Here is a 24,620-nt window from a genome sequence, read left to right as displayed (position 1 = left end):
CCACTTGATCGAGTCGAACCCGATGCCGTCCCAGGTGGTGAAGGCCAGCGCGATCGAGGCGAAGGCCGTCACCCACACGAGGGCGATGTGCAGGACCGTGGGGACGCCCGCCATGAAGGCGAGCGTGATGCGATCACGGCGGGTCAGCAGGCGCTGGTGGCCCTGGGAGACCCGCTTCTTCGCGGGCGCGGGGCCCGGAGGCGGTACGTCGGCCGCCTCCGGGCTCTTCGTGTCGGTGGCGGTCGTCATGAGGCTGCGAAGATCGTCTTCTTCTGGCGCTCGATCGAGGACAGCAGGCTGTCGACGCCCTTGGGGTTCTGGAGGAACTTCTGCAGTCCGGGCTGCATCACCGTCGAGGTGAAGTCGGGGCGGCTGTCGCGGTCCATGAACTGGGTGAGACTCTTGGCGCTGCTGATCATCTCGAACGCCTTCTTCTGCAGCGCCGAGTACGCGGAGGTGTCGGCCTTGCTGGAGGCGGCGACGACGCTCGGGTCGACCTTGAGGTAGATCTCCTCGGCCTCCGGCGTGCCCAGAAACTCGAGCAGCTTCACGACACCGTCGCGGTTCTTCGGGGACTTGCTGACCATGAAGCCGTCGGTGGGCGCCTCGACGGTGTCCTGGCCGAACTCGGAGTTGATCTCCGGGAAGGCGAAGAAGTCGAGGTCGTCCAGGTCGGCCTTGTCGCTGAACTGCTGGCCGACGAAGGTGCCCAGGAGGTACATGCCGGCCTTCTTCGACACCAGGGTCTGGGCGGCGTCCTGCCAGGTGCGGCCCATGAAGCCGTCCTGATGGTAGGGGAGGAGCTCGGACCAGTGGTCGAAGACGGCCTTGACCTTCGCGTCCGTCCAGGAAGCCTTGCCCGCCATCAGCTCGACGTGGAAGTCGTAGCCGTTGAGGCGGAAGTTGATCTGGTCGAAGGTGCCCATCGCGGGCCAGGCGTCCTTGTCACCGAAGGCGATCGGAACCAGACCGTCCTTCTTCATCTGCTTGCACAGGGCGACCAACTGGTCCCAGGTGGTGGGGACTTCGTAGCCGTGCTGCTGGAAGACGCTCTTGCGGTAGAAGAGCGCCCAGGGGTACGTGGTCATCGGTACGAAGTAGTACCTGCCGTCCTCGCCCTTGCTGAGCTTCTGCATCGCCTCGGGGAAGTTGCTTCCGATCTTCTCCCACACGTCGTCGATCGGCGAAGCGAGCTTCTTGGCCGCGAAGAACTGCATGCGGTAGCCCGCGAACCAGTTGAACACGTCGTCCGGCGTGCCCTGCAGATACGAGTTGATCTGCTCCTGGAACGTGTTGTGATCCTTGGTGTTCACGTCGACCGTGATCCCGGACTGCTTCTTGTAGGCCGCGTAGACGGCGGCGAACGCCTTCTTCGGCACCGCGTCGGAGGCGTTGGACCCGAGGCTGACCGTCTTGGGATCGGAGGACGTGCCACTGCTGCCGCAGGCGGACAGCAGCGGGATGCCGGCACCCGCGAACAGGGCGGCGCCGCCCACCCCGCGCAGCAGGCGGCGACGGCTGGGATCAGGCATGAGCTGACCAAGGGAGGAATGGCGCATTTCGGCTCCTGATGGGGCTGTCATACCCGGGCATGGCGCATCGGCGCGAGGGGGTATGGCGGGAAGGGGGTCGCCCATTGCGACCAGAACCAATCGCGATCGAACAAACGCGAGCGGTGACGCGTCGAAGATTGAACGTTGTGGCGACCTGCTGTCAAGACTCCGCAGGCGACGTGTCGCACATGCGGAAATTCCTGAATCCGCTCGACCCGACGGTCGGACGAGGCTCCCAGGCGCTGCGACCGAAGTGGCCCTGGCCGAGCATCCGGCACCTCACCAGCGTCGACGCGTGGCCGGATGCTGATCTCCCGAGGTCGTTGCGACGTACCCCGGCGCGCCTGCCCGAAGGCGAAAACGTCGCGGGAAACGGAAGTGGTGCTGTGCGCGCTCTTGACGTACGGCACTGCGGCTACGTAGACATGACCGCGCGGTCAGTGACCGCGCGGTCATACAGCTGACCTCGTTCGATACGGGCATACGGCCATAGGAGCTCTCATGACACCAGTGGTGGGGCGCAGCACAGGGGCCCCCGCGCCGCGCAGTGCGGACGTGGCCAGTGCGGCCGGCGTCTCGCGCAAGACGGTGTCGCGGGTCCTCAACAATGAGCCGTATGTCTCCGACGAGGTGCGCCGACGCGTCCTCGAAGCCGCCGAACAACTCGGCTACCGGCTGAACCATGCGGCCAGGGCGCTGGCTTCGGGGCGGAACCGTTCCATCGGTGTCGTCGCCCTGGGGACGGCCGGATACGGAACCGCCTCACTCCTGGTGGGCGTCGAGAAGGCCGTACGGGATGCCGGTTACGCACTGCGTGTGGTCAACACGGTGGACGGTGACCCGAAGGGGATCGCCGGCGCCGTGACGTCGCTTCTGGAACAGGGAGTCGACGGCGTCGTCGTCTCGGAACCCATTGTGGAAGGAGAGGTTTCCGTCGGCGTCGACGTGCCGGTCCTCTTCCTGGGCGCACCGCCGGCCTTCAGCTCTGCTCGGACCCTGACGGTGGGTGTGGGTGCGTACGCGCTGGCGCGGGCGGCCACCGATCACCTGTTGGATCTGGGACACACCACCGTTCATCACCTCGCGGGTCCCGGGCAGTGGTACGCCTCGAAGGACCGTGTCGAGGGCTGGCGGGCGGCGTTGGCCGCGCGGGGCGCGCACGAACCTCCCTTGCTCGAGGGGGACTGGTCACCCGCCTCGGGCTACGCGGCAGGCCGCGAGCTGGCTTCGGACAGCTCGGTGACCGCGGTGTTCGCGGCGGGCGACGAGATGGCCATCGGCCTGATCCACGCACTGCGGGAAGCCGACCGTCGTGTGCCGGAGGACATCAGCGTCGTCGGTTTCGACGGCAATCCCGTCTTCGCCTACGTCACCCCTCCCTTGACCACCGTGCGTCAGCCCTTCGACGCCGCGGCACGGGAAGGGATCAGGCTGCTCGTGCACGCAATCGAGGCGCCGGAGACCGACCTGCCTCCGGCGAGCGAGCCCCCGGTAGAACTCGTCGTCCGCGGCTCGACCGCACCCCCGCCGTCCCGCCACCAGGGGCCGGAAGAACTTCACACCACCTGAGCACCCACCCCGGTCGCAGCAGGGGCGTACGGACGTACGCCCCTGAGCACCATCTCTGCCGCCCGACGGCCATGCCGCCCGAGGCCTGCCGGTGCCGTCCTCACCGCGACGACGTCGCCCGCACGGCGGCGTCGCCTGGCGCCGCTCATCGACTCCGCCGTTCCTGCCCGGGCCGACCCGGCGTGCGGCGGGCACCGAACACATCCCCATCCCTTCCCCGGGAGCCGCACATGTCCACTTCGCAGACAGGCGCCAGATCCGGTGCTGTTCCGCGTTCTCGTCCTCACTTCCTCCTCATGTCGATGGTCGCCCTGCTCGCCGTGGTCGGGACGCTGGTCCTGCCGGCCGCCGGCCGGGCGGAGGCGCTGTCCCGTCCGTCGCAGACTATGTACACGCCGCCGTCGAACGCGCCCTCGCCCGGGTCGTACTACCCGCGCGCGATGCGTATGCAGTACAACGGCTCGGCCAACGGCACGATGCTCGCCACTTTCGAGCAGTACACCTCCGGCACGCCGGTCTTCCCGATCTACCGCAGCACCGACAACGGCAACTCCTGGACGAAGATCTCCGAGGTCGCCGACACGCAGAACGGCTGGGGCATGCGCTGGCAGCCCGAGCTGTTCGAACTGCCCACGGCGATGGGCGGCTTCCCCGCAGGAACCATCCTCGCCGCCGGAGCCTCCGTCCCTGCCGACCGCTCAGCCATCAAGATCGACGTCTATGCCAGCACGGACCGCGGACAGTCCTGGAGTTTCGTCAGCAACATCGCCACCGGCGGCCCGGCTTTCGACCAGAACGGCAATGGCAACACTCCCGTGTGGGAGCCGTTCTTCCTCGTCTCCGGCGGCAAACTGATCGTCTACTACTCCGACCAGCGCGACCCCGACCACGGTCAGAAGATCGTGCACCAGGTCTCCACGGACCTGCGCAACTGGGGGCCGGTCGTGGACGACGTGGCGGTGCCCACCTTCAGCCAGCGCCCGGGTATGGCCACCGTCGCGAGGCTGCCCAACGGGAACTACGTCATGACGTACGAGTACGGCGGCTCCCCCACCGGCAACTTCGCCGTCTACTACAAGATCTCCTCCGACCCGGAGGCGTTCGACTCCGTCACGGGCATTCCACTGCGGTCGACGGACGGTCTGGTTCCCACCAGCACGCCCTACATCACCTGGCTGCCCACCGGCGGTCCTGACGGCACCCTCGTCGTCGGCGCCTACAGCACAAGCGACCTGTTCCTCAACACCGAGAACGGCGCCGCGAACGCCTGGACACGCATCAACTCCAACGTCGCCGGCGGATACAGCCGGGGCATGCTCCCGCTGACCGACGGCCACAGCCTGCTGGTGCTCAGCGGGGGGAGTGGGCGCAGCACCGGCGTCAATCCGGTCACGTACAGCACCATCGACCTGGGCGGCGGCATCTCCGACGGTGCCACCTACACCCTCTCCAACGCCAACAGCGACCTCAGGCTGACCATTTCGGGCGGTTCCACCAGCAACGGGGCCTCCGCCACGCAGCAGAACTCCACCAGTGCCAACGACCAGCGGTGGCGCTTCGTCCAGCAGCCGTCCGGCTACTTCAAGATCTTCAACGTGGCCAGTGGCAAGGTCCTCGGTGTGGAGAACCAGTCCACCGCCAACGGCGCCAGAATCCTGCAGTGGGACGACAACGGCACCCTGGACCACGAATGGGCCGTCGCCCCGCACCCGTCCGGCGGCTACACGTTCACCAACCGCGTCACCGGCAAGTACCTGGAGATTCCCAACGCCTCCACCACCACAGGCACCACCGCTGTTCAGTGGAGCGGCACCAGCTGCGCCTGCCAGCGCTGGAACCTCGCCCAGACCGCCCTGCCGCCGCTGGGCACCGGCCAGTACACCTTCGTCAACGAGAACAGCGGTAAGTACCTCGACATCCCCGGCGCCTCCACCGCCACCGGTACGGCCGCCGACCAGTGGCAGAACTCCGCCTGTCGCTGCCAGTTGTTCACCTTCCAGTCCGCGGGCGGCGGAGCCTGGACCGTCAAGAACGTCAACAGCAACCTCAACCTGGACATCCGCAGCGGCTCCACCACCGCGGGAGCCGCCGTCGTCCAGAACACGCCCTCCACCGCCGATTCGCAGAAATGGACCCTCACCGACGCGGGCAACGGCTACTACGAACTCAAGAACGTGAACAGCGGCCTCAACGCCGGCGTCGCCCAGTCCTCCACCAGCAACGGCGCCGCCGTCGTCCAGTGGAACGACGTGAACGTCGACGACCAGCTCTGGAAGATCGTCCGCGTCAACTGACCGGCCGTCGTCCCCTCGTCGGGCCGCGTGCAGGGCCTCCTGCCGACTCGGGACCGGGATGCGAAACCGAGTACCAGGAGGCCCCTGTCCCTGTCACAGCCTCAGGGAACCGCCGACGCGCTCCGCGCCCGGAGGGGACAGGCCGGACACCGACCGACGAGTCAACCGGGCCAAGTGCCGGTCAGGCGGCGGGTGGCGACGGCGCCGCCGCGGTCGACCATGGCTTTGACGCCGGCGAAGATCGCACCCTGGAGGACCGCCGCCGACAGGGCCTCGCGCCAAGTGCGGTCCTCGTCGGTGGCGTCGGGGGCGTCCTCTTCGTGTCCGAGCTTCTTCCAGACCTGCTTGAACACTCCGCCGGCCAGTACGCCGCTGGCGGCGCCGAGCGCCAGGCCGACGGGCTTGTAGGCGATCTTCGAGGCTTTCATCGCCGCCTCCTGGCACGACGTACGAGCAGTAGCGCGATGACCGCGCCCGCCGCGACGAACAGTGGTGTGCGGTTGGCCTGTGCCATCCGCATGCCTTGGTCGGCCTTCTCGCGGACCGGTTCCGGGGCCTTCTCCCGGGCCAGCTCTCCGACGTGCACGGCCTTGTCGCGGACCTGCACGGTGGCCGCGGCCGCCTTGGTGCGTACCGGCTCAGGGGTCCTGTCCTGCACCAAGTGGGCCGCGTGCGTCGCCTTGTCGCGCAGCTGGGTTGTGACGTGCGTGGTCCTCTCGGCGACCTGCTGCTTGACGGCCGTCGTCCTCTCGTGGGCACGGGACTTCACGTCGGTCTTCGCCGCGAGCGCCTCGACGGTCTCGCCGAGTTCCTCACGGGTCGCCTCCACCTGCTCGCGCAGTTCCTCCGGGGAGGGTGCCGCCTCCTTGCCCGGCTGTGACTTGTCGTGGGTCATCGCTGTGCCTTCTCCCTGATCTCGGCCACGTCGGCCTTGACGCTGCCCACCGTGCGTTCCGGTGCCAGCGGGGAGGCCTTGCCGATCTGCTGTTTGCCGAGCGCAGCCATCACGGCGGTGACGGCGGCCAGAACACCGGTGACGATCAGCGCCGCCACCCATACATCCATGGCGAGCGACAGCGCGGCGATCGCAGTGGCCGCCAGTGCCTGCAGGGTGAGGACACCCATCAGGCCGGCACCGCCGAACAGACCGCCGCCCTTGCCGAACCGCTTGCCCTTCTCGGTCATCTCGGCCTGCGCCAACCGCATCTCGTCCCGGACCAGTTGCGACAGTTGCCGCGAGGCAAGCTGGACCAGGTCGCTCACCGGTTCCTGCTCTGCTCCGCCGGTGCGGCGGGAGCCGTCTGATGTCATGAGTGCTCACCTGTCCTCGTCAGTGCTTCCGGCGTAGCTGTCCCACCATCGTTGGGCGGCACCCTCGGCACCCCCATGCTCCGCAGGCCTCAGGATTCAAGGCGGCGACGGTCCTCGTCGTCCCACTTCCGGGTATCGCGCGGCTGGACGTACGGCTCGTCTTCCGCCGGATGACCGCCCGCGACAGCCCGCTGCCGGGCCAGCTCCGCATCGAACTCCAGGCCGAGCAGGATCGCCAGGTTCGTGATCCACAGCCACACCAGGAAAATGATCACGCCCGCGATAGCGCCGTAGGTCTTGTTGTACGAGCCGAAGTTCGCCACGTAGAACGCGAATGCCGCCGACGCGACCATCCAGATCACCAGCGCGAGGAAACTGCCCGGCGTGATCCAGCGGAAGCCGCGGATCTTCGCGTTCGGGGTCGCCCAGTACAGGGTCGCGATCATGAGAGTCACCAGGACCACCAGCACGGGCCACTTAGCGATCGACCACACCGTCAGGCCTGTGTCACCGACCCCGAGCGCGGTGCCGACTTCTTTTGCGAGACCGCCGGTGAACACGACGATCAGCGCGCTGATCACGGCCATGACCATCAGCACCACGGTCACACCGACCCGCACCGGCAGCACCTTCCACACCGGACGGCCCTCGGGGACGTCGTAGACCGCGTTGGCGCTCCTGATGAACGCGGCGACATAGCCGGACGCCGACCACACCGCGAGCACCAGACCCACGATCGCCATGATCGAGCCGAGTCCCGCGTTGCCCTGCATCTGCTGCACCGCGTTGCGCAGGACGTCCTGCGCCGCGCCCGGGGCGAGGGTCTGAATGTTGTCCAGCACCTGCTGGGTCGCCGACCGGCCGACGATCCCCAGCAGGGACACCAGCGCCAGCAAGGCCGGGAACAGCGCCAGGATCCCGTAGTAGGTCAGCGCCGCGGCCCGGTCGGTCAACTCGTCCTTCTTGAATTCCTTCAGTGTGCCTTTCAGTACCGTCCCCCAGGAGCCTTTGGGCAGGTCCTTCGGCCTGTCCGGCGCTCGCCGCTCCACCTGCTCGTCCGGCCCGGCATTCGGTGCACGCACGGTCTCGGCCTCTTGGCCTGCCTCAGCTTGCCCGGTGTGCCTTCCATGCTTTCTTATCGTCCGTGTCATGACGCACGAGTATCCGGTTGAACACCGCCTATACGCACATTTTCGACATTTAGGACAGAGGTCGGCGGACGTGTGCCGCGGAGCGGGCAGCGGATGACGGCCGGTACGCAAGCTCCGCCTCGAGACCCGGCCGCCGCGCATCCCGGCCTCACCGGGACTCGGACCGATGGCGGTGACCAGATCGGCACCTTCAGTCGCAGCAGGGCTCACTTCACGTCCTGGGCCGGCCGAATCTCCGTTGCGCAGGGGACTCACGGCGTACGATCCTGTCGCCATGAGGTACTCCGTATGCGCCTGAGGCTGCGTCAGTTCAGGCCCCGGACCGGGCCCCACCAGCACCGGGTCGTCCAGCCCCGGCAGTCGCTTCGCCACACCTCACTGCGCGCCCCCAAGCCCATCGGTCTGCTGCTCGGCGACCATGACGGGCTGAACCGCCTCGCGGGTCTGTTCTCCTTCGCCGCCTACTCCCGGCACATGATCGTCCACGTACCGCTGCGCGACGGCCTCCCGCCCGACGAGGGCGTCGGCGAGCTGGTCGACCTCGTCCTGGTCCACCACACGCTCGGCCTACGCCCCGGCAAGTGGCCCGAGCTGCGGCGCAAGCTGGTGAACGGCACTCCACTGACCGCCCGCACCGACGAGGCGCGCACCGCCCGGGACGCCGCCTCCTGGCGAGAACGCTGGGAGAGGGCCGATTTCCGGGACGAGCTGCGGCATGCCGCCCACGCCCGAACGTTCTTCCTGTTCGGCAGCCAGGACGTCTTCGCCGAGACCGCCACGCACTTCGCCCACGCGGCGGGCTGGGGCCCGCGGCAGGAGGGCGTCGTCAAAGGCCACTCGGCGCTGATGGCGGCACTCCCGACGCTGGTCCAGGAGCCTGGCGGCGGGCACCCCATCGAGGTGCTGATCTGCTTCAAGCCGTATCCGCCCTATGCCCACTTCAGGCGGCCGGGGCGCTGAGCCGGTCGCCGCTCCCCACGAGCGCTTTCACCTTCGCATCGTCCGGCATGGAGGGCGGGGTGGACGCGAACAGGCGCAGGCCGGTGAGAGCGCACGCGGCGAAGTCCGCGAGCAGTCGTATCCCGACCTGAGGGCACGTCTCCCCCAACCCGTCGGCGGCCGTCGCAACGGTCGGCCCGCCCGCCTTCATGCGGTACACGTACCTCTCGCGGCCTGCCTCCAATCCTCATGTGTATTCACTTTACGTTAGATGGAGAGGGCTGAGCTCGGTAGAGGGCGGTTTCGGCAACTCGCCGCCCGATGCCGTGCGTTCGTGTGCCCCGGCACCTTTGAAGTGGTCAAAGTTTACGGCATGGGGCGGCATCGCGAAATCTTTCGCTGCGCGAGGTATGGACGCTGCCTCGCCGATGTGTGCACACTATCGCCGTCTCGGATCCTCTGGAGGCGGATGGAGCCGACCCAGGCCGCCAGAGAGACCCACACGGGCGCCCATAAGTATCTCCGCCGCCGAAAGTGACCGCATCAACTCAGCACCCGGGCGTCGCATCACCACATCGCACCGGCCGCCGACCGTGCAGCTCCCGTACCCGGTCGGCCTCCACCAAGACTCATGGCCGCCGGCCGGCTCCTGCTCTCGCGTGATCGGACCAGGGGCACGCGTCCGGCATCCCGAGGAGGCCACATGCCACCGCTCCCCGCAGAACCGCACCGATCCACCGGGCCGACCGCGCCCCGCGTGGCCCACCCGCCCACACAACGGCTCACCGTGGCCGTCTTCCCCGGAGCCGGTGACGTGCACCTGTACCACGCCCTCGACTCCGGGTACTTCGACCGGGCCGGACTGGACGTGGACCTGGTCGAGGTCGTCTCCTCCGACCAGCAGTTGGCCGGCTGGAACGATGGCGACTACGACGTCATGCACACCTCGCCGGACCACCTGCTGCGTTCCGTACTGAAGCGGGATCCGGTGGCCGTCCGGGCCGAGGGCATCGGCGAACTCGCCGTTCACCGGCGGCCCGGCGAACCGACGCCGACAGACCGGTGGGCGGTCGACAACGCCCAGAGCGCCTTCGCGTTCGTGCTGCGTGCCGTGCTTGCCGACGTCGTCGGCCTGCCGGTGGCCGAGAACCGGCTCGAGCCGGTGGGCGGCACCCTGCAGCGGTTCCGGGCCCTGCTCGCGGGCCCTGTGGACGGGACCACCCTCCATCCGCCCTTCGACGTCCTCGGCGCCGAACAGGGGTACCCCCGCCTCGGCGGCCATCTCCAGACCGCACCCGACCTCATCACCAACGTGGTGCTCACCCCCCGCGCCACCGCCACCAGCTGGTACACCCGGGCCTACCTCCAGGTCTGCAGCACCAGCGCCTCGGAACTCCTGACCTCCGGCGCACCGGGCATCGAGGCAGCCCTGGTCCGGCACGGCTGGCCCCCGGCCACCGCCCGGGCCGCCGTCCCCGGACTCCTGGGGCCCGCCGGCCTGTCGACCTCGCCCGAGGTGACCCTGCGCGGGCTTGGGGCGGTGGCCGACCTGCGCCGCCGCTTCGATCCCGCTTGGCGGCCCGCCCACCCGCTCCTTTCTCTGATCGGGCCCGGCCCGGGAAATTGACCGGCCCGCAGTCAGCACGAAAACGGCCTCCGATCCGCGAACAGGCTGATGCCGCTTGCGCGGCGGAAAAGAACCGCCCCGTCGGCGGCCGCGGCACACCGCTCACGTACGCCGCATCAAGCGGCGAGGCACGCCTCCCGGACAAAGCAATGCGAGAGGAATTCGTCATGCACGACGACAGTCGCGAAAGAAGTCCCGGCAACGCCACCTGGCCGCCCGTGACACTGCTGGTGCTCGCCATCTGTGGGATGACCGTCGTCTGCGACGGGTACGACGTGGTCATATTCGGCGCCGTGATTCCGTCACTTCTCCACGAGCCGGGCTGGAACCTGACTCCGGCCGGCGCCGGTCTGATCGGTTCCGTGGCCCTGATCGGCATGCTCCTGGGATCTCTGACCGTCGGCACGCTCACCGACACACTGGGCCGGCGCAGGATGCTGATCGGGTGCCTGGCCTGGTTCTCGGTGATGACGGGCCTGTGCGCGCTCGCACCCTCCCCGGAGGTGTTCGGCCTGTTCCGCTTCCTCGCCGGCCTCGGGCTCGGCGGTGTGCTGCCGACAGCCACCGCGCTCACGGGAGAATACTCGCACCCGAGAACGCGCAATCTGGTCTATGCGATCGTTTTCAGTGGCTTTCCGGTCGGAGGCATCCTCGCCGCCTTCACCGGCATCTTCATCATTCCGCGGTTCGGCTGGCACGCGATGTTCCTGCTGGGTCTCCTGCCACTTCTCCTGGTCGTGCCTCTGGCCGTCAAATATCTGCCCGAGTCGATCGCGTTTCTCCAGGCGAAGGGCCGATACGCGGAGGCCGAGAAGACAGCCGACCGTTGGCAGATCCCGTTGGACGACGCTCAAGAAGACGTACCGGCGGCCGAGAAGCAGCCGAAGGGACTCGACTCGGGCAGCATGTCCTCGGTGAAAGCCCTCTTCTCGCCCAGCTACTTCCTGGCGACTCTGTGCTTCCTGGCCATGACGTTCCTGTGCCTGTTCATGATCTACGGACTCAACACCTGGCTCCCGGAGATCATGCGCCGGGCGGGCCACTCCTCCGGCTCCGCGCTCGGATTCCTCCTCGTGTTCAACCTCGGTGCCGTCGTCGGCACGATCATCATCGCCCTGGCAGCCGACCGACTCGGCTCGAAGCCGATCATCGGCACGACCTTTCTCCTGGCAGCAGCAGCCGTGATCGTGCTCAGCCTGCGGCTGCCCACGGCGGCGCTGTACCCGGCCGTCGCGTTGGGAGGCGTCGGGACGATCGGTACGCAGTCGTTCATCCTCGCCTACGTCTCCAAGCACTATCCCGTGCGGATGTGCGCCACGGCGATGGGCTGGACGCTGGGGTTCGGCCGTCTCGGCTCGATGCTCGCGCCGCCGCTGCTCGGGCTGATCATCGGCGCCGGGCTGTCGCTCCGGTGGAATTTCTACGCCCTCGCCGTGCCCGGCATCCTCGGGGCCGTACTGATCGGGCTGGTACCCCGCCCGCCGGGAACGGCAGCCCCCGCGAAGCACGGGGGCGCGGGCGGGTCTGTGCGCCCTGTGCTGGAACACGGCTGACCCGGGCGCAGGGCCATCCGAGGTCGGCCGCGCGGACTTCGGCCCGCGATCAGCCCACTGTGGGAAGTCCAGGCCCCTGGTGACATGAAATGCCGCCCGCCGCCGCCCTTGGCACGACTGCCGGGGGCGGCGGTCGCGTACGGAGGCGAGCCCGTCAAGGCGCGACGCCGGAGCTCAGACCCCGGGAGATACCGCAGGCCGCCAGTGCGGCGGCGGACACGGCAAGGCGGTCGCGGCATCGGCCCCAGCCATGGACCGGGGTGCGATCGTGCGGTTCTTCGAGTCGGAGATCGGCGTCGCCACAGGACAGGTGCCCGGGACCCATCTTCTCGCCCACGACGGCGATCCTGGTCCGTGACGGCATTCCGGCAGCGCGCGACGCAACGCTGCCGGGTCGGTGAGGGTGCCCCGGAACGGCACGCGACTACTGCTGACCCACGCACCTTGGAGGGGCGATGTGGATACAGTCGCTCGGGTATCTCGGCAGCAAGGGACGCTCCCGGCGGCCCACCTGTGGGCTAGCGCCCGAATCCTCGTCGTTTTGCGCACAGTCTGCATACACTCTGGGTAGACTCCCGGCGTGACCAGGAGTAAGAGCGAGTCTCTCGAAGACCAGGTGTCGGCCGTGGACGGCGGTGACGGCAAGGTGGTGTCCGTGCCGCCGGACGACTCCCCCGGAGTCGCCGTGGGCGGACGTCGTCTCGCCCTGGATGTGCACGGCCGGCTGCGCACCATGATCCTCAGTGGCGAACTGCCCCCGGGGTCGGTGCTGCTGCAGGCCGAGATGGCCCGGAAGCTGGGCGTCAGCCGTACGCCCATGCGCGAGGCGTTCCGGCTGCTTCAAGAAGAAGGGCTCATCGACGCGAGCCCTGACCAGCGGGCACGGGTGAGAGGCGTGGACCCCGCGGACCTGGACGGTGTGTACGGCGCTCGCATCATGCTGGAGACGCTGGCCGTCAGCATGACGGCCAAGTCGCTCACCGCTGAGGACGTCGAGCGCATGGCCGAGGTCCTGCTGCGGATGCAGGAACTGGCGGGCCATGACAGCCCGGACGAGTGGTACGCCGCGCACAAGGAGTTCCACGGCATCGCGACCCGCGCGGTGGGACCGCATCTGCAGCGCATGCTCGCCTCGTTGGCCGAACAGAGCGAGCGCTACATCCGGCTCGCTCAGCTCGGGGTGCCCGGTTCATGGGCTCGGGCGCACAAGGATCACGAAGCGCTGCTGGACGCCCTGCGGACCAGCAGTCCGGCCGAGGCCGCGAGCGTGATCGCCCGTCATCTCGCGCGCACTGCCCTGGGCGTGCTGGCCGACATCGCCCCGGAACACGAGCCCATGGCCACGCGGACCGCGCTCGGGATCGTCGGCGGTGGTCAGTCCTGACTCGGGGCGCGCCTGGGCGGCGACGCGAGGGCGACGCCGCCGAGGCATGTGCGTATGGGCCGCGCCGAGCGGCGCGATGAGAACCGGCATCGCGGCCGGCGGAGGGGACCGTGGCAGAGGCGTCTCCACCGGCGGAACATCGAGGTCAACTCGTTCGCGGGGGTTGTCCTGGGCGAGCTGACCTCGATGGAGCCGTGGCCCCCGCGCGGCATCACCGTGCGAGGTCATGCCGAGATCTGTCCGAGGGCGGTGAGGTGCTCGGTCGTCCTGGATTCGGTCCCGTGAGGATCAGGATCGTGTCGACGTCATCGTCGTCTTGGGGGCTCGACGAAGGCCCCTTCGACTCCCAGCACGGCCCGAGCGTGGACCACTGACCACGACGTCCTTCAGGCCTCCCAGTCCTGCGGCCGCAAAGTAAGCGCCACGCGCCCGATGCTGTGGTCGTCCTCCATGTAACGGTGGGCGTCGCAGGCGCGGGCGATCGGGAACGTGCGGTCGACAACGGCACGGAACCCGTGCTCCGCCTGCGTCCACAGGGCCTTCACCGAGGCCGCGTTCCCGGTGCGTACGCCGATGATGCGGTGGCAGTTGGAGTACAGGCGGAGCAGATCGACCTGGACCTTGCCTCCCAGGAAGGCGCCGGAGGTGACCACGGTTCCGCCGCGCGCCAGGGTGTCCAAGGTGGCGTCCCAGACGTCCGGGTCCCCGAGGTTGTCGACGGCGATGTCGACGCCGTGACCGCCGGTGGCCTCGCGCACGAGACCGGCGAAATCCGGGTCGGCGGTGTCGAGTACGACGTCGGCGCCCGCCGCGGCCAGTGCCTTGCGCTTCTCCGGCGAGCGCGAGGTGGCGATGATCCTCGCGCCGAGGTGCTGGGCGAGGGCGGCCGTGGTGGAGCCGAGGGCGGATGCCGCGCCCTGGACGAGCACCCAGTGTCCGGGGCGTAGCCCCGCCTGGGTCAGTTGGTTGGCGGCCACCGGGCCGACGAGCGCCAGGGAGGCGGCCATCGCGGGTGGCATGCCGTCCGGGACCTGATGCACGTTGCGCGCGGGCACCGCGCAGAACTGCGCGTAGGCGCCGGGGCGGTGAGTGCCGATCAGGGACAGGCCCGGGCAGGCTTCTTCGCGCCCTTCCCCACAGTGGGCACAGTCGCCGCACGCGACCGCGGGGAACACGGCCACTCGGTCCCCGACCCGGACGGAGTCCACCCCGTCGCCCAGCGCCGCGACGACGCCGGAGTGGTCCGCGCCCAGGACATGGGGGAGTTGGAAGCGGGCATAGGGGTGGCGGCCCGCTCGTGCCGTGAGGTCGAGCAGCCGGCCGATGCCGACCGCCGCCACCTGCACGAGCACCTCGCCCGGGGCGGGCCGGGGCGTGCCGATCGTGGTCTGTTCCAGGACGTCCGGGGGACCGAAGCGGCGGAACACCATGGCCCGCATGGTTTCCGGCACGGGCACCGGTACCGGCCAGGACGGTTCCGCAGTGGTCGTGGGCGCGTTCATGACGCCACCACCTTGTTCTCCAGGCGGCCGATCCGCTCGATCTCGACGACGACACGGTCCCCGGCGGCGAGGAACTCCCCGCGCGGTACGCCGCACCCGGCGGGCGTGCCGGTGAGGATGACGTCCCCGGGTTCGAGCCGGGTGAGGCGGCTGGCCGCTGCGACCACCTCATGTACCGGAACCATCATCTGCCCTGTGGAGGAGTCCTGCTTCACCACCCCGTTGACGCTGAGCCGGATCCGCAGGTTCTGCGGGTCGGGAACCTGCCAGGCGGGCACGAGTCCGGGACCGAGCGGGCAGAAGCCGTCCTGTCCCTTGTGGCCCAGCCAGTCGTAGGCGAACGGGTCGGCGACGGGAGCCGCCGCGGTGAGCCGGTCCCGGGCCGAGATGTCGTTCGCCACCAGGTAGCCGGCCACATGGTCGAGGGCCTCCTCGGGTGCCAGGTTGCGGCCGGCTCGGCCGATGACGACGGCGAGTTCGGCCTCCCAGTCGACGCGGGCGCCTTCGTACCCGGGCAGTGGAACCGGGTCGCCCGGTCCCGTCACGGTCGTCGTCGGCGGTTTGAGGAAGAAGAACGGCTCGCCCGGCTCGTCAGGGCGCGTGACCCCCATTTCGGCGATGTGGTCCCAGTAGTTGGCGCCCGCGCACAGGACCTTGTTCGGATACGTCAGCGGGGGAGCGAGGCGGGCGCCGATGACGGCGTTCGACGCGGCTGGAGTCCACTCGCGAAGCAGCGGCGCGAGCGAGTCCCAACGGCTGAGCACGTCCATCAGCGTGAGGCCCCCAATCTCGGGCGGCCCCTCCATCACGGTCCCGTCGGCACTCACTCCGACGGCGACCTTCTCCGAGTCGTCGACCCGGTACTGCACCAGCGACCAATCAGGCATTTTCATGGCTTCCTCCGGCAGGCGGCTCTCTGAGGGCAGCTGAACCATAGTGCATACACATTGAGGGTGGGAAGGGTGGGTTGCGAGAGATGAGCCGGTCGGCGACTGGAGGCTGGAAACCCCATGGATCGGACAGGGTGACGGGAGTGGCGGAGGGCTTGGCTGGGGAGCCGAAGCGGGCCGAGTCGCCCGGGCCTTCGGCTCGCTTCGGCTCCCCACTGTGCGATTCGTTCCGCCGGGTCGGCGCTACGTGCGGCGCACCGGGTGAGGAGGGCTTCGCCCCCGGCCCGGAAGCCCGTGGCGCCCGAGAGGCGACAGGCGTGGTCCGCGTTCCCAATCGGCAATGGTTCCCGCCGAAGCCTGGACGCCGCCCCGTAGATGTGTACACACTTGGAGCGGGTGGGGCTGTGAGGAACGCGGACCCATCAGAACCATGAGGAGTGAGCATGCTGCGTGTCAAAGGTCTTCTGCACTACGGACTCCAAGTGCCCTCGCTGGACGCGGGTGAGAACTTCTACAGCTCCTTCGGGCTGGAGACGTCAGAGCGGGGAAACGCGGTGGTGGTCCGTTGCGACGGCCGGTCGCAGGACCAGACGCTGCTGATGGAAGGGCCGGCCAAGCGGCTGCACCATGTGGCCTTCGCCGTGGAGCCGGGTTCGCTGCCCGAGTGGCAGCGCCACCTGGAGGGTCTGGGCCTGAAGTTGCTCGACGCGCCGGCCGAGGCGCCCGGGGGGCTGTGGCTGCGCGATCACGAGGGCAACCTGATCAACCTCCGCGACGAGGCGATCGCCCCCTGGCGCGACTTCGGTACCGCGGACGCGCAGGACGCCAATGTCGGCGACCGCATTCGCCGCGTCGACCAGGCCCGCTGGCTGACGGCGACCGAGAAGGCCCGCCCTCAGCGTCTTGGGCACATGCTGATCTTCAGCACCGATCTGGACGCCTCCGAGGCCTTCTACGCCCGCACTCTCGGGCTGCACCTTTCCGACCGCATCCGCGGGATGGCCACCTTCATGAATTCCGGGCCCGGCGACCACCACGTCTTCGGCTTCGTCCCGGGAACACATCCCGGCCTGCACCACTCCAGCTGGACGGTGGCGGACATCGACCAGATCGCCATGGGTGCGCGGACCATGGCCGCCGCGGGCCACTCGAAGGGCTGGGGCCTGGGGCGCCACACCCTCGGTTCGAACCTCTTCCACTACATCCAGGACCCCTGGGGCAGCTGGATCGAGTACTCCGGCGACATGGACTGCATCACCGAGAACTGGCAGCCGAACGACTGGGACTGCCCGCCCGCCGTATGGAGTCCCGAGATGCCGGCCGACTTCATCACCAACCAGGAGGAGAAGCCGGCCTGACCCGCGCCGGCAGCGGCTGCCCGCACGCCCCCTCGCGCACCCGACCTCGGGGTCACGAAGAGCACCGTCGGCCCGGCCCGGGCGGCTGCGACTGCCCGGGGCGCGGGGTTCGGCGCAGGTCGGTGGGGTGTTGCGAGGGCGGTTTCCGCTGACGGGGAGGGAGTCGTACATATCTGCGATGTGATCACCCGATGGTGAGTTCGTCCTTGGTCTCCGTCGGCGGGGCGCGACGCTGTAGGCGGTGGCGCGTGACCGGTGCCGCCTCGGCGACGCATGGGCAGGGGACGGTATGACGCAAGAGGCCGGGCGTGGCGGGGGTTCAGTCGAGCAGGCGGTGCTGTTGGCGGCGGGGCTTGCCGACCTGGCGGCGAGTGCTCTCGGCTCGGCCGCGGGCAGCGTACGGGGGTTGCTGAGCCGCTCCGACACCGCGGAGCTGGCGGCTGACGCGCAGCGGGATCTCACAGCGCGCGGGCGGCTGGCTGTGGACCGGTACGCGGTGGTTCCGCCGGCCCATCTGGAGGTCCTTGCCCAGAGCGTCCTGGCCCGGCGAGGCGCCGACGGTGGCTGACCAGGATGAACGGGCCGCGTTCAAGGCGCGCGTCGATGAGGTGCTGAGCCGGTTCGTGGCGCAGGAGGCGGATCACCTGCTGGCGATCGACGCGGATCTGGGCCCGGTGGCCGACCAGGTCGAGGCCGCCGTGGCGTGCGGCAAGCGGCTGAGAGCGGCGTTCTGCTACTGGGGCTGGCGGTCGGCCGGACAGCCCGACAGCGACGCGCTGGTGCGGGCGGCGGCTTCCATGGAGCTGGTCCACGCCGCCGCGGTCGTACACGACGACATCATCGACGAGAGCGCGGTGCGGCACGGTCGGCCCACCGCGCACGTCGCCCTCAAGGCCGGGCTGCGTGGTCGTCCACGTGCCACACCCGCGGCACGGTCGCTGGCGATGCTGGTGGGAGACCTGCTCATGTCGCTGGCCGGCCAGCTGTTCGCGACCAGCGGCTTGCCCACGGCCTACCTGGCCCGGGCCCGTCCCCTGTGGGCGGTCCTGGCCCGGGAGCTGATCGCGGGTGAGTGCCTGGAGCTTCTGCGCACGGGTGGAGAACCGGACACGGCGCAGTCGTTGCAGGTGATCCGGTACAAGACCGCGAAGTACACCGTCGAACAGCCCCTGCTGATCGGAGGCGTGCTGGCCGGAGCCGGAGAGCGGCTGAGAGAGGGCTACTCCCGCTACGGGCTGCCGCTGGGCGAGGCGTTCCAGCTGCGTGACGACCTGCTCGGCCTGTTCGGGGACCCGGCCCTCACCGGCAAGGCCAACACGGACGACCTGCGTGCTCACCGGCCCACCGCCCTGCTGGCGGAGACCTGGAGGGTGGCCGACGGGGCCGACCGGGAGCGCCTGCGCGCGCTGTTGGGCCGGCGCGACGTGGGCAGGGGCGGGCTGGAGGCGGTGCGCGAGGTGATGAGCCGGCTCAAAGCTCCCGACCGCATCGAACGGATGATCACTGCCCGGGTGGAGGAAGCCACCCGCGCTCTGGACGACCTGGACATCCCCGTACCCGCCTCACGCGCCCTCACCGACCTGGCGCACGCGGCCGCGGTCCGCCGGCACTGAGACACACCGCGGGCGCCGCCACGCCCGCTACCTGTCCGGCCCTGTCTGTTCCCGACTGGAGACGAAGAGCCTGTGATGACCTACACCGAGGCGTCGATGGACGCCTTGCGCAGCAGCGGTGACGAACTCGCCGACGCGACGGTGGCCACCCTCTTCGAGCGCGGCGAGGTGGGCACCTTCAACACGTTGATGCGCTACGTGTCGACCGCCGGCGCGCCTATGCCCGACGGCCTTCCCGAGGTCGCGCGGGAGTACCTGCATGCCACCAGCGCGCCACCGGCATGGGTCGACTGGGGCGAGATGGAGAAGGCCAGGCTGTTCTTCATCGACAACAACGTGCACATCTCCACGGCGCTGTCCTTCGCCGCCATGCCCGCGTGTTACCTGGTCCCGCACGTGGCGAAGCTGCTGGCGACGACGCACGCGCTGGCATACCCCTCCAAGCGGATGGCGGAGACCGGTCAGTTCACCGTCTACCTCATGCAGCCCGACGCGTTCGAGGCCGGCAGCGCCTTCATCCCCGCCGCCCAGAAGGTCCGTCTGCTGCACGCCTCGATCCGTCACCACCTCAGGAGGGACGACCGCTGGGACGCCGACAGCCTGGGCGTGCCGATCTGCCAGGAGGACATGATCGGCGGCCAGATGTTCTTCTCGCTGCTGGTGCTGGACTCCCTGCACCGGCTGAACATCCACATGAGCATCGACGGCGCGGAGGCCTACCTGTACGCCTGGCGGGTGGTCGGCGCGATGCTCGGCGTCGACCAGAGCCAGGTGCCCAAGGACATGGAGTCCGCCCGCCACTTCCTCGATCTGTACATGATCCGGCACATGGGGCCGAGTGAGGACGGCGCGCATCTCACCCGACAGCTGATCGATCTGTTCGAGGAAGTCGTCCCCGGCACCCTCTTCGATCCGATCGTCTCCGCCCTGATCCGCCACCTCATCGGCGACACCTGCGCCGACTGGCTGGACGTCCCGCGCACCGCCTGGGACACCGTCGTCAAAGCCGTGCCCCACCTGCTCGGCGTCCTGGAGAGCATCGAGGACCGCTCCCCGCTCGGCGCCTGGGCCCTGGACCGTCTCGGCCACCTCACCACGATCCTCGAACTGTCCTCGCTCACCCGCGGCCGGGTCATGCACTACGCGATCCCGGAGCAGCTCAAGAAGGACTACGGCCTCTCCTCCACCGTGCCCCGCACCCATCGCTGGACCCCGCCCGCCCCCGCAACGGGTCGGATGTGACCGCGGCCGGTCGGACTGTTTGTGTCGGGGTGTGTGGTCTCCCGGTCAGCAGTCGGCACGGCCTGGGGGAGCGTCCGATTCAGCCGGCCCCGTCGGGGCTCCCGAGGATGTGTGACAGAGGCACGTCGATGTCGACGAGCTCGTTCGCGTCGACTGCTCGGCGGGAGGTGACGAGGTCGCGGATCGGATCGGTGACGTCCCAGACGTTGACGTTCATCCCTGCCAGGACCCGGTCCCCGGCGAGCCAGAACGCGACGAACTCCCGGGTGTCGGTCCGGCCGCGGAAGACCATCCGGTCGTAGCCACCGGGCTCGACGTAGCCGGTGTACTCCATGCCCAGGTCGTACTGGTCGGTGAAGAAGTACGGAACGCGGTCGTAGGTCACGTCCTGGCCGAGCATCGCCTTGGCAGCGATCTGGGGCTGGTTGAGGGCGTTGGCCCAGTGCTCGACGCGGAGGTGCTTGCCGAGCAGTGGGTGGAAGGCGTTTGCGACGTCTCCGGCGGCGAAGATGTCCGGATGGGACGTGCGCAGGCGGGCGTCGACGCGGATGCCGTTGTCGACCTCCAGGCCGGCGGCGGTGGCGAGCCGGCTGTTGGGGGTGATGCCGATCCCGACGACGACCGCGTCGGCGTCGATACGGCTGCCATCGGTCAACAGCACGCCGTTCGCCCGGCCGCCGACGCCGGTGATCTCCGCGACCTGTACGCCGCAGCGCAGGTCGGTCCCGTGATCGGTGTGCAGGTCGGCGAAGATCTGGGAGACTTCGCGGCCCAGCACGTGCAGGAGCGGGAGTTCCGCCCTCTCCAGGACCGTGACCTGGACACCGGCCGTCCGGGCGGCGGCAGCGGTCTCCAGTCCGATCCAGCCGGCACCGATCACCGCGATGCGGGATGCGGACGCGAAGGCGTCTTTGATGCGGTCGCTGTCGGCGAGCCGGCGCAGGTAGAGCACTCCGTCGAGGTCGGCTCCGGGCATCGGCAGGCGACGCGGTGAAGAGCCGGTGGTCAGGAGCAGCTTCGCGTAGCCGATGCGGCTGCCGTCGGCGAGCGTCACCTCGTGGGCGGCCGGGTCGATCGCGGTGACCGTGGTGCCCGGTCGCAGGTCGACGTCGTGCTCGGCGTACCACTGGGAAGGGTGCACGTAGAGCGTTTCCCGCTCGTCCTTGCCCAGTAGGTAGCTCTTGGACAGTGGCGGCCGTTCGTACGGGCGCTCGCTCTCTTCTCTGGCCAGCGCGATCGGGCCGTCGAAGCCCTCTTCCCGGAGGGTCTGTGCTGCCTTCGCGCCGGCCAGGCCGGCTCCGACGATCACGAATGCTGTGTTCGCGGCCATGGTCTCTCCTCTGCTGCAACGGCTCTGCCCGCAGGCCGATGGCGGTCCGCCCGGCGAGCCGGCCCCTGTCGGCGTCGCACGCGGCCGGGCTGTCGCCGCCGTGGCGGTGCCCCTGCCGGGGGGTCGGTAGGTTCTCCGTGTGCACCGTGTCGTGGTCGTGAAGGGTTGGCCGTAGGCATCCGGCCGGGGACCGGCGGCATCAGGCGGCGAGGTCCTTGGCGCGCAGGTCGGAATCCAGTTGGTCGAACAGTTCGGTGCCGGAGGCGGTGAACTTGGCTGTGCCCTGCTCCTCCAGCACCCGCACCACGTCGTCGTAGGGCACGCCGGCAGCCTCCAGGTCGTCCAGTACCTGCTGGGATGCCGCATAGGTGCCGTGAATGGTGTCGCCTTGGATACGGCCGTGGTCGGCGACCGAGCGCAGGGTCTGCTCCGGCATGGTGTTGACCACCCCGGGCGCCACCAGTTCGTCGACGTAGCGGGTGTCGGCGTAGGAGGAATCCTTGACCCCCGTGGAGGCCCACAGCGGGCGTTGGGGTCGCATTCCGGCCGCGCCCCAGGGTCTGCCATTCCCGGGACGCGACGGCCCGCTCGAAGCGCTGGTAGGCCACGGCGTCCGGGTCGCCGACGAGGCGACCCAGGCCGAGGGTTTCGTGCCCTCCCACAGGCACTCGGCCCGCCCCTGACCCGGAGCGCCTCCGGCGCATCCGAAGTTCCGCCTCCGCCCTACTGCTCAGGGAGTTCCCCATGGACATCGCCGCACTGCTCACCTGGGTGGCCACCGCCCTCGGCGGCTTCTACATGCTCGGCATCTGGCTTTCCCGCGGTGGTGCCCGCGGCGGCGGCAGCCGCTCGCCGCTGTCGGACTCGACGTGTGGATCCTCTACGTGATCGCGCACAAGGACGCCCTGGCCTGGATCGCCTTCGTTCTCCTGCTGCCCGTCGCCCTGCTCGGGTTCGTGATGCTCGCGCGCTGGATCCCCGTCCACCGCGACCGCGCCGCCGCACCGGCCGGTGCCGGCCGGTGCGGCACCGGCCGAACGCCACTTCCCCGTCCTCGTCGTCGCCGGACACGGGCTCGCCGCCGTCGTCACCCTGGTCCTGGTCCTGCTTCACCACACTCGGGACGGGTGAGTGACATGACGCAGCACCTCCACTCCGCCCTGCACATCGCCCCTGCCGTCGCCCCGGAACCGAGCCCGACGACGCCCACCGCCCTGAGCGTGACCCACGACGGGGAACGGGTGGACCTGCCGGCAGCCGAACTCGCGGCGGGACGGTTCCTCCAGGCCCTGGGCATCGGCAACGATTCAGAGAGCCTGCGCGGCACCCCGGGCCGCATGGCCCGCGCCTACGCCGAACTGTTCAGCCCCCGCCCCTTCGACCTGACCACGTTCCCCAACGACGAGGGATACGACGAACTGGTCCTCGCCCGCAGCATCCCGCTCCGGAGCGTGTGTGAACATCATCTTCTGCCGTTCGTCGGAACCGCCCACATCGGCTACCTGCCCGGGCAGCGGATCCTTGGCCTGTCCAAGCTCGCGCGGGTCCTGGAGCACTTCGCCTGCCGCCCCCCAGGTGCAAGAACGGCTCACCAAGCAGGTCGCCGACTGGCTCCAAGCCCATCTGGAGCCCAAGGGCGTCGGCGTCGTCATCCAGGCCGAGCACACCTGCATGACGCTGCGCGGCGTCCAGGCCACCGGAGCCACGACCATGACCTCCACGCTCCTCGGCCTACTGCGCACCGACGCCCGCTCCCGCAGCGAATTCCTGGCCCTGACCGGCCTGCCCCGCTGACCCGCACAGCCGAGCGAGGCGGGACCGGACGGTGCCGTGCGAGCCAGTACGTGCTGCACTCCCTGTATGGACCGTGAGCCGACCGATCCCGCGGACGCGTTCTTGACGCCCCGGCCCGAACTGATCACCCTCGGCCACAGCACCGCGGAGCGGGCAACGCTGGCAAGGCTCCTTCGGGAAGCCGAGGTTGCCGCCGTCGTGGACGTCAGGACCGCTCCAGGCAGCCGCCGTGACCCGAATCTGTCACGGCAGCGCCTGGCCCGGTGGATGCCCGAAGAAGGCATCGCCTACCGGTGGGAGCCGCGCCTGGGGGGCTTCCGCAAAACGCCGCTGGACTCGCCCGACACGGTGTGGCGCAACGCTTCCTTCCGCGGCTACGCCGCTCACACCCGCAGCCCGGACTTCGTCACCGCCATGGACCAACTCACGCACCAAGCGGCAGAACAGCGCACCGCGGTGATGTGCAGTGAAGCGGTGTGGTGGCGGTGCCACCGGCGCCTCATCGCCGACTTCGCTGTCCTGGCCCGCGGCATGCTCGTCCAGCACCTGATGCACGACGGACGCCTCATCCCTCACACTCCGACGCCGGGCGTGCGCCTCCGCCGTGACGGACTCCTCGTGTACGACGACACGGGCTCGGCACCGTAGTCCGGCGGCCGGCGGCCGGCGGCGAAGGCAGGCAGCCGGCCCACCATGGTGTCGGCGTCGGCACCGACAACGCCCGCCGTCAGGTCGTCGCAGCCCGCGTCGACGGCGGCGACCAGGGCGGTGCGGATCGTGGTCAGGTCAGCGATCTTGGCGTCGACCTCGGCGAGCTTGTCCTGCGCCCGCTCCCGCAACCCCACCACCCGGCGGCCGTGCCGGTGGCGGCCGGACGCCAGCAGCTCGGCAACCTCCTGCAGAGTGAACCCAAGCCGTTGAGCGGCCTTGATGACGCGCAGCGCGGTCACCGCATCCTCGCCGTACAGGCGATGACCGCCGGGGCTGCGGTCAGGCTCGGCGAGCAGGCCGCGCCGCTCGTAGTAGCGCAGCGTCTGGATGTTCACCCCGGCGGCCCTGGCGACCTGACCGCTGCGCAGGCCCGTGCTCACCGTTGCCCTTTCATAGCAGCGGCCCGCGCGGCGAGGGCGTCCAGGACCGCCTCGTGCGGCTGGTTCACCGAGATGTCCAGACGGACCGAGTCCGGACCGGGGGTGGCCGTGAAGGTGAAGAACGAGCAGCAGCCGCTCTCGCGCTCGACCAGGTCACGCACCCGGTCCGCGACTCCCGGTCCGCCCGCCAGCTCAAGATGCAGCTGGAGGGGCTGAGGCCGGGTCAGTGCCCTCAGCCGCTCGGAGAACAACGCATTCCACTCCGCGACCCGCAAGGGCTGCTCGTCGGTGGGCAGCGTGCAGGACTGCGGCACCCACGCCGGCTCGTTCATCACGCTCACTCCCGTCATCACGCCCCGCAGGCGGGGACAACTCCGACGGCAAACCTGTACCTGGGTACCGATGCCAACCCGGGAAGG

At 69.4% G+C, this 24,620-nt stretch carries 24 protein-coding genes and 2 pseudogenes; 13 read left to right on the top strand and 13 right to left on the bottom strand.

Features of this window, described 5'->3' with window-relative positions; all coding sequences use genetic code 11:
* Positions 1–249 (bottom strand): annotated as a pseudogene (locus tag ACFWWR_RS08085) (sugar ABC transporter permease); the annotation flags it as partial.
* Positions 246–1,559, bottom strand: coding sequence for an extracellular solute-binding protein (locus tag ACFWWR_RS08080; protein ID WP_383869683.1), 1,314 nt, complete (start codon positions 1,557–1,559; stop codon positions 246–248). The pseudogene ACFWWR_RS08085 and the gene ACFWWR_RS08080, both read right to left, overlap by 4 nt.
* Positions 1,560–2,054: 495 nt before the next feature.
* On the opposite strand from ACFWWR_RS08080, the gene ACFWWR_RS08075 reads away from it, so the two are divergent.
* Entirely contained in the window at positions 2,055–3,122 is a 1,068-nt protein-coding gene (locus ACFWWR_RS08075; protein WP_383869686.1) for a LacI family DNA-binding transcriptional regulator, read from the top strand.
* A gap of 230 nt (positions 3,123–3,352) precedes the next feature.
* Positions 3,353–5,416: an RICIN domain-containing protein gene (locus ACFWWR_RS08070; protein WP_383869689.1), complete on the top strand. Its 2,064-nt coding sequence runs from the start codon at positions 3,353–3,355 to the stop codon at positions 5,414–5,416.
* 161 nt (positions 5,417–5,577) lie between these two features.
* On the opposite strand, the gene ACFWWR_RS08065 is transcribed toward ACFWWR_RS08070, so the two are convergent.
* The 4 genes from ACFWWR_RS08065 to ACFWWR_RS08050 all read right to left on the bottom strand — a co-directional run bounded on the left by ACFWWR_RS08065 (position 5,578) and on the right by ACFWWR_RS08050 (position 7,878).
* Entirely contained in the window at positions 5,578–5,844 is a 267-nt protein-coding gene (locus tag ACFWWR_RS08065; RefSeq protein ID WP_383869692.1) for a DUF4235 domain-containing protein, read from the bottom strand.
* Complete coding sequence (locus ACFWWR_RS08060; protein WP_383869694.1) at positions 5,841–6,311, bottom strand: DUF3618 domain-containing protein; 471 nt, start codon at positions 6,309–6,311, stop codon at positions 5,841–5,843. Before ACFWWR_RS08060 ends, ACFWWR_RS08065 begins: the two co-directional genes overlap by 4 nt.
* Entirely contained in the window at positions 6,308–6,727 is a 420-nt protein-coding gene (locus tag ACFWWR_RS08055) for a phage holin family protein (protein ID WP_383869697.1), read from the bottom strand. The genes ACFWWR_RS08060 and ACFWWR_RS08055 overlap by 4 nt, the downstream gene beginning before the upstream one ends.
* 89 nt (positions 6,728–6,816) lie before the next feature.
* Positions 6,817–7,878 (bottom strand): YihY/virulence factor BrkB family protein, encoded by a 1,062-nt coding sequence (locus ACFWWR_RS08050; RefSeq protein ID WP_383869865.1) that lies wholly within the window; start codon positions 7,876–7,878, stop codon positions 6,817–6,819.
* Positions 7,879–8,166: 288 nt separating this feature from the next.
* Here ACFWWR_RS08050 and ACFWWR_RS08045 point away from each other — a divergent pair, with 288 nt between their 5' ends.
* Positions 8,167–8,838 carry a hypothetical protein gene (locus tag ACFWWR_RS08045; protein WP_384302516.1) on the top strand — a complete coding sequence of 224 codons (672 nt, stop codon included), beginning with the start codon at positions 8,167–8,169 and terminating at the stop codon, positions 8,836–8,838.
* Here the strand turns inward: ACFWWR_RS08045 and ACFWWR_RS08040 are convergent.
* Positions 8,819–9,061 (bottom strand): hypothetical protein, encoded by a 243-nt coding sequence (locus ACFWWR_RS08040; RefSeq protein WP_383869701.1) that lies wholly within the window; start codon positions 9,059–9,061, stop codon positions 8,819–8,821. The two genes, ACFWWR_RS08045 and ACFWWR_RS08040, sit on opposite strands and share 20 nt — an antisense overlap.
* Positions 9,062–9,520: 459 nt before the next feature.
* Here ACFWWR_RS08040 and ACFWWR_RS08035 point away from each other — a divergent pair, with 459 nt between their 5' ends.
* The 3 genes from ACFWWR_RS08035 (at position 9,521) to ACFWWR_RS08025 (ending at position 13,381) form a co-directional block, all read left to right on the top strand.
* The gene (locus ACFWWR_RS08035; RefSeq protein WP_383869703.1) at positions 9,521–10,444 is read left to right on the top strand and encodes an ABC transporter substrate-binding protein; all 924 of its coding nucleotides are present in this window, start codon (positions 9,521–9,523) and stop codon (positions 10,442–10,444) included.
* 167 nt (positions 10,445–10,611) lie between these two features.
* On the top strand, positions 10,612–11,997 hold the full coding sequence (locus tag ACFWWR_RS08030) for an MFS transporter (RefSeq protein ID WP_384302514.1): 1,386 nt from the start codon (positions 10,612–10,614) through the stop codon (positions 11,995–11,997).
* A 580-nt stretch (positions 11,998–12,577) separates the two neighbouring features.
* The gene (locus ACFWWR_RS08025; protein WP_383869708.1) at positions 12,578–13,381 is read left to right on the top strand and encodes a GntR family transcriptional regulator; all 804 of its coding nucleotides are present in this window, start codon (positions 12,578–12,580) and stop codon (positions 13,379–13,381) included.
* A gap of 386 nt (positions 13,382–13,767) precedes the next feature.
* Here ACFWWR_RS08025 and ACFWWR_RS08020 read toward each other — a convergent pair whose 3' ends face one another.
* Together ACFWWR_RS08020 and ACFWWR_RS08015 are read right to left on the bottom strand one after the other, a co-directional pair.
* Positions 13,768–14,883, bottom strand: a complete 1,116-nt coding sequence (locus tag ACFWWR_RS08020; RefSeq protein ID WP_383869711.1) for a zinc-binding dehydrogenase — start codon at positions 14,881–14,883, stop codon at positions 13,768–13,770.
* Positions 14,880–15,776, bottom strand: coding sequence for a fumarylacetoacetate hydrolase family protein (locus tag ACFWWR_RS08015; protein WP_383869714.1), 897 nt, complete (start codon positions 15,774–15,776; stop codon positions 14,880–14,882). The genes ACFWWR_RS08020 and ACFWWR_RS08015 overlap by 4 nt, the downstream gene beginning before the upstream one ends.
* A 440-nt stretch (positions 15,777–16,216) precedes the next feature.
* Between ACFWWR_RS08015 and ACFWWR_RS08010 the strand changes: the two genes are divergently transcribed.
* The 4 genes from ACFWWR_RS08010 to ACFWWR_RS07995 all read left to right on the top strand — a co-directional run bounded on the left by ACFWWR_RS08010 (position 16,217) and on the right by ACFWWR_RS07995 (position 19,986).
* Positions 16,217–17,131: a VOC family protein gene (locus ACFWWR_RS08010; RefSeq protein ID WP_384302512.1), complete on the top strand. Its 915-nt coding sequence runs from the start codon at positions 16,217–16,219 to the stop codon at positions 17,129–17,131.
* A 289-nt stretch (positions 17,132–17,420) separates the two neighbouring features.
* Positions 17,421–17,699, top strand: coding sequence for a polyprenyl synthetase (locus ACFWWR_RS08005; protein WP_383869719.1), 279 nt, complete (start codon positions 17,421–17,423; stop codon positions 17,697–17,699).
* Entirely contained in the window at positions 17,692–18,744 is a 1,053-nt protein-coding gene (locus ACFWWR_RS08000) for a polyprenyl synthetase family protein (protein ID WP_383869722.1), read from the top strand. The genes ACFWWR_RS08005 and ACFWWR_RS08000 overlap by 8 nt, the downstream gene beginning before the upstream one ends.
* 75 nt (positions 18,745–18,819) lie before the next feature.
* Positions 18,820–19,986: an oxygenase MpaB family protein gene (locus tag ACFWWR_RS07995; RefSeq protein ID WP_383869724.1), complete on the top strand. Its 1,167-nt coding sequence runs from the start codon at positions 18,820–18,822 to the stop codon at positions 19,984–19,986.
* A gap of 79 nt (positions 19,987–20,065) precedes the next feature.
* Here the strand turns inward: ACFWWR_RS07995 and ACFWWR_RS07990 are convergent, their stop codons facing one another.
* Together ACFWWR_RS07990 and ACFWWR_RS07985 are read right to left on the bottom strand one after the other, a co-directional pair.
* Positions 20,066–21,316 (bottom strand): NAD(P)/FAD-dependent oxidoreductase, encoded by a 1,251-nt coding sequence (locus tag ACFWWR_RS07990; protein WP_384302510.1) that lies wholly within the window; start codon positions 21,314–21,316, stop codon positions 20,066–20,068.
* Between the two features lie 199 nt (positions 21,317–21,515).
* Entirely contained in the window at positions 21,516–21,857 is a 342-nt protein-coding gene (locus ACFWWR_RS07985) for a transaldolase family protein (RefSeq protein ID WP_384302508.1), read from the bottom strand.
* 203 nt (positions 21,858–22,060) lie between these two features.
* On the opposite strand from ACFWWR_RS07985, the gene ACFWWR_RS07980 reads away from it, so the two are divergent.
* From ACFWWR_RS07980 to ACFWWR_RS07970, 3 genes and pseudogenes are all read left to right on the top strand, one after another.
* Positions 22,061–22,204: a hypothetical protein gene (locus ACFWWR_RS07980; protein ID WP_384302506.1), complete on the top strand. Its 144-nt coding sequence runs from the start codon at positions 22,061–22,063 to the stop codon at positions 22,202–22,204.
* A gap of 248 nt (positions 22,205–22,452) precedes the next feature.
* Positions 22,453–23,110: pseudogene (gene folE / locus ACFWWR_RS07975) on the top strand (GTP cyclohydrolase I FolE).
* Between the two features lie 66 nt (positions 23,111–23,176).
* The gene (locus ACFWWR_RS07970; RefSeq protein ID WP_383869733.1) at positions 23,177–23,758 is read left to right on the top strand and encodes a DUF488 family protein; all 582 of its coding nucleotides are present in this window, start codon (positions 23,177–23,179) and stop codon (positions 23,756–23,758) included.
* Here the strand turns inward: ACFWWR_RS07970 and ACFWWR_RS07965 are convergent.
* Positions 23,683–24,201 carry a MerR family transcriptional regulator gene (locus tag ACFWWR_RS07965; protein WP_383869736.1) on the bottom strand — a complete coding sequence of 173 codons (519 nt, stop codon included), beginning with the start codon at positions 24,199–24,201 and terminating at the stop codon, positions 23,683–23,685. The two genes, ACFWWR_RS07970 and ACFWWR_RS07965, sit on opposite strands and share 76 nt — an antisense overlap.
* Positions 24,198–24,533, bottom strand: a complete 336-nt coding sequence (locus tag ACFWWR_RS07960; protein ID WP_383869739.1) for a hypothetical protein — start codon at positions 24,531–24,533, stop codon at positions 24,198–24,200. Before ACFWWR_RS07960 ends, ACFWWR_RS07965 begins: the two co-directional genes overlap by 4 nt.
* Between the last annotated feature and the right edge of the window lie 87 nt (positions 24,534–24,620).

The organism is Streptomyces sp. NPDC058678 (assembly GCF_042714835.1).
In the GTDB taxonomy this organism is placed as follows: Bacteria; Actinomycetota; Actinomycetes; order Streptomycetales; family Streptomycetaceae; genus Streptomyces.
Note: the sequence above shows the minus strand (reverse complement) of the source record. Positions and strands in the feature narration are given on the sequence as shown.